This is a genomic window from Paraburkholderia sp. SIMBA_054 (assembly GCF_046534875.1).
Taxonomy (GTDB): Bacteria; Pseudomonadota; Gammaproteobacteria; order Burkholderiales; family Burkholderiaceae; genus Paraburkholderia; species Paraburkholderia hospita.
Map to the genome: position 1 here is coordinate 1 of NZ_JAWRXV010000140.1, position 3,891 is coordinate 3,891.

General features: G+C 62.7%; 3 protein-coding genes. All 3 read right to left on the reverse strand.

Going from position 1 to position 3,891, the window contains the following annotated elements; translation table 11 throughout:
* Positions 1-142: 142 nt before the first annotated feature.
* Genes SB822_RS54190 through SB822_RS54200 form a run of 3 tightly spaced genes read right to left on the reverse strand, consistent with a single transcriptional unit; the run spans position 143 to position 3,557 of the window.
* Complete coding sequence (locus SB822_RS54190; protein ID WP_410858734.1) at positions 143-856, reverse strand: ABC transporter ATP-binding protein; 714 nt, start codon at positions 854-856, stop codon at positions 143-145.
* Complete coding sequence (locus SB822_RS54195) at positions 853-1,659, reverse strand: ABC transporter ATP-binding protein (protein ID WP_410858735.1); 807 nt, start codon at positions 1,657-1,659, stop codon at positions 853-855. Before SB822_RS54195 ends, SB822_RS54190 begins: the two co-directional genes overlap by 4 nt.
* On the reverse strand, positions 1,656-3,557 hold the full coding sequence (locus SB822_RS54200; protein ID WP_410858736.1) for an ABC transporter permease: 1,902 nt from the start codon (positions 3,555-3,557) through the stop codon (positions 1,656-1,658). Before SB822_RS54200 ends, SB822_RS54195 begins: the two co-directional genes overlap by 4 nt.
* Between the last annotated feature and the right edge of the window lie 334 nt (positions 3,558-3,891).

Here is a 3,891-nt window from a genome sequence, read left to right on the forward strand (position 1 = left end):
TGTTAGCCGCTTTCTTTTGCCTACTTTTCTTTGCGGCGGCAAAGAAAAGTAGGTGCCGCCCCGCACAGGGGCGACGCTTGAAGCACGCTAACAAATCGCGGATGCCAGCGAAAAGCAAACCCCAACCCTAGCGTCGCAGACATCAAACCCCCAGATACGCCCGCCGCACACCCTCATCCCCCGCGAGTTCGTGCATCGCCCCACCATACCGAATCTGACCTTTTTCGAGCACATACGCGCGGTCACTGACCAGCTCGGCAAAATGAAAGTTCTGCTCAGACAGAAGAATGGACAACCCCTCGCGCTTGAGCTCAAGAATCATATTGGCCATCTGCTCGACGATCAAAGGCGCGACGCCTTCCGACGGCTCGTCGAGCAACACCAGATACGGATTCCCCATCAGCGTCCTCGACACAGTGAGCATCTGCTGCTCGCCACCGCTCATCTGCCCGCCATGACGCTGCGGCATCTCACCGAGATTCGGAAACAGCTGGAAGAGCTTGTCGGGCGTCCACGCAGGCGCCCCCGCGCGCTCGGGTTGCCGCCCCGTGTCGAGATTCTCCATCACAGTGAGACCAGAGAACACCCGACGATCTTCAGGCACATAACCGAGCCCCATCCGGGCAATCCGATGCGGCGGCAACGCCGAGATATCGGCCCCGTCGAAATGAATCGCGCCTTCACGACGCGCCATCAACCCCATGATCGACTTCATCGTCGTCGATTTGCCCGCGCCGTTACGGCCCATCAGCGCGACAACTTCGCCGCGCCCAACTTCGAGGCTCACGTCGAAGAGAATTTGCGCGCGCCCGTAGAACGCATTCAGCCCCTCGACTTTCAGCAGTGGTGCGTTCATGTGCGCGGCTCCGTGTGTGGCTCACCGCCATCGTGCGATAACGCCGCGCGCGGCTGGAACGTCTTGCCCGTGCCGAAGTAGACAGCCTGCACGTTGGCGTCGTTGCGTATCGTGTCCGCGTCGCCCTGCGCAATCAGCTTGCCGCGCGCAAGCACGATGATCCGGTCCGCGCTGGAAAATACGACGTCCATGCTGTGCTCGGTGAACAGCACGCCGATATGGCGCTCGGCGGAAAGACGCTTCGTCAGCGCCATCAGCTCAGTGCGTTCCTGCGGCGCCATGCCCGCCGTCGGCTCGTCCATCAGCAGCAGCTTCGGTCGGTTCGCGAGCGCAATGGCCATCTCGACGCGCTTCACGTCGCCATAGGCAAGCACGCTGCACGCGCGTTGCGCATGCGCCGTCATGCCGACCTGGTCGAGCAGCGTCAACGCTTCGCCCTCGAAGTGCGACGCTGCCGGTTTCCACAATCCGTATAGACGCTTTTCGCGCGATACGAGCGCCATCTGCACGTTTTCAAGCACGGTCATCGAGTTGAAGGTCGCCGCGACTTGGAACGTGCGGCCGACGCCGCGTCGCCAGATATCACGCGGCCGCATGCCGACGAGTTCGTGTCCGTCCAGCATCACGGAGCCGTGCGTCGGACGCAGTTGTCCGTTGACGATGTTGAAGCACGTCGATTTGCCTGCGCCGTTCGGGCCGATCAAGGCGAGCAGTTCGCCGGGCTTCACGTCGAACGAGACGTCGTCGACGGCTTTCACGCCGCCGAACGACATCGACAGATTCGATACGCGCAGAAGGCTCATTGGCGGCCTCCTGCTTGTGCTTCATCGCGCTCGAAGCGCTCGCGCACAAACCCCACGATGCCTTGCGGAAACGCAATCACAAGCAACAGGATCGCGATGCCTAGCAGCGCCTGCCAGTAGTCGGTCTGACGCGCGACGGTGTCCTGCAGCCACGTGAACAGCGCCGCGCCCGCGACGGGCCCCGTCAACGTCTGGATGCCGCCGAGCAGTACCATCACGAGTCCGTCGACGGAACGGCTCACGCTGATCACTTCCGGCGAAATCGTGCCTTTGGAAAATGCGTACAGCGAGCCAGCAAGCCCGCAGAACAACGACGCAATCACGAACGCGGCCCATTGCACGCGTTTCGTGTCGATGCCAATGGCTTCCGCGCGCAACGCCGAATCGCGGGAGGCACGCATCGCAAATCCAAGCGGTGAGAACAGCATGCGGCGCAACAGCCACACGCCGAGCACGGCGAACGCGAGCGTCAGGTAGTAGTAGGCGACGGGCGATGACAGCCAGTTCGACGGCCATAGCCCAAGGATGCCGTTGCTGCCGCCCGTCACGTCGTCCCACTGATACACGACGGACCAGACGATCTGCGCGAACGCGAGCGTGAGCATCGCCAGATACACGCCCGACAGTCGCACGCAGAACCAGCCGAACACCAGCGCGCCGAGCACGGCGAGCAGCGGCCCGAGAACGAGCGCGGCTTCCATCGGCAGATCGAGCACTTTCAGAAAGAGCGCTGCGCCGTACGCGCCGAGGCCGAAGTACGCGGCATGACCAAACGAATGCATGCCGCCCGGTCCCATGATGAAGTGCAGGCTCGCCGCGAACAGCACGGCAATCAGAACTTCGACGAGCAGCACGGGCATGTACGGAAATGCGCCGGCGGCGAGCGGCGCGAGCACGAGCACGGCCAGCACGCATGCCGCGAGCCACTTGAGCAGCTTGCCTGCGGGCTTCAATGGCATGTCGGCGGGCGCCGCCGCGCGAACCGTCGACGTCGCCCGTCCCAACAGGCCCCACGGCCGCACGACGAGCACGACGGCCATCACGACAAACTCCGCGACGAGCGTGAAGCGGCTCAACGAAAGATCGACGCCGAACAGCGACACGTGTCCGATGCCGATGCACAGCGCCTTGATCTCCGCGATCAGCAGCGCCGCGATGAATGCACCCGGAATCGAGCCCATCCCGCCGACCACGACGACGACGAACGCGTTGCCGATCGTTTCGAGATCGAGCGACAGATTCGCCGACATGCGTGGCCCTTGCAGTGCGCCGCCAAGCCCCGCGAGAAACGCGCCTACGAAGAACACACCCGTGAACAGCCATGCCTGGTTGATGCCGAGCGCGCCGAGCATCTCACGATCCTGTGTCGCCGCGCGCACGAGCGTGCCCCAGCGCGTGCGCGTCAACGCATACCACAGCAACAGGAGCACGAGCGGCCCGATTACGATCAACGCGATGTCCCATGTCGGCAGTTGATGGCCGAGCAGTTCGACGGCGCCGGACAGATGCGGCGCGCGCGGGCCGAACAGGTCCTGCGGTCCCCAGATCGCGAGTGCGGCGTCGCGGAAGATCAGCACGAGCGCGAATGTCGCTAGCAGATGGAACAGTTCGGGTGCCTTGTAGATGCGCCTCAGCACGACGAATTCGACGAGCGCGCCGAGTATGCCGATCACCAGCGCAGAAGCGAGCATCGACAGCCAGAAGCCGATGACGCTGCTCGTGCCGAAGCGGCTCGCGATGCTGTAGGCAACGTAGACACCCAGCATGTAGAACGAGCCATGCGCGAAGTTGACGATGCGCGTGACGCCGAAGATCAGCGACAGGCCCGCCGCGACGAGAAAGAGCGCCGAGGCGTCGGCGAGTCCGTTGATCAATTGGACTAGCAGGTTGGGAAGCATTTTTGCCTGGCGGCGGGTGGGTTGGGGTTAGGTTGTGTCGGGCGACAGGTATACCGGAAATGTTTTTGGTTTGCAGGGGTTTTTGATCTGCGGTTTGGTTTTTTGTTTGCTGCCGCGGGGCGGTGGGGGTGGTCTGTCTGTCTTTGCGGTGGGCATCCGCGGTGTGCTTTCTGTGTGGAGGAGTTGCCGGTCGGTATGTTTGCGTTTTCGCTGGCATCCGCGCTATGCCTTCGTGCTTCATGCGTCGCCCCTGTGCGGGGAGTGTCTGAATTTTTGTGTGCAAGGCAGCTAAAAGCCTGCCATCTGGCAGGCTCATCAATTGCATTCTACAAAT

Bases quoted from the DNA above. Each gene is read 5' to 3' on its own strand.
- SB822_RS54190 (WP_410858734.1), bottom strand. From the start codon at position 856: ATGAACGCACCACTGCTGAAAGTCGAGGGGCTGAATGCGTTCTACGGG.
- SB822_RS54195 (WP_410858735.1), bottom strand. From the start codon at position 1,659: ATGAGCCTTCTGCGCGTATCGAATCTGTCGATGTCGTTCGGCGGCGTG.
- SB822_RS54200 (WP_410858736.1), bottom strand. From the start codon at position 3,557: ATGCTTCCCAACCTGCTAGTCCAATTGATCAACGGACTCGCCGACGCC.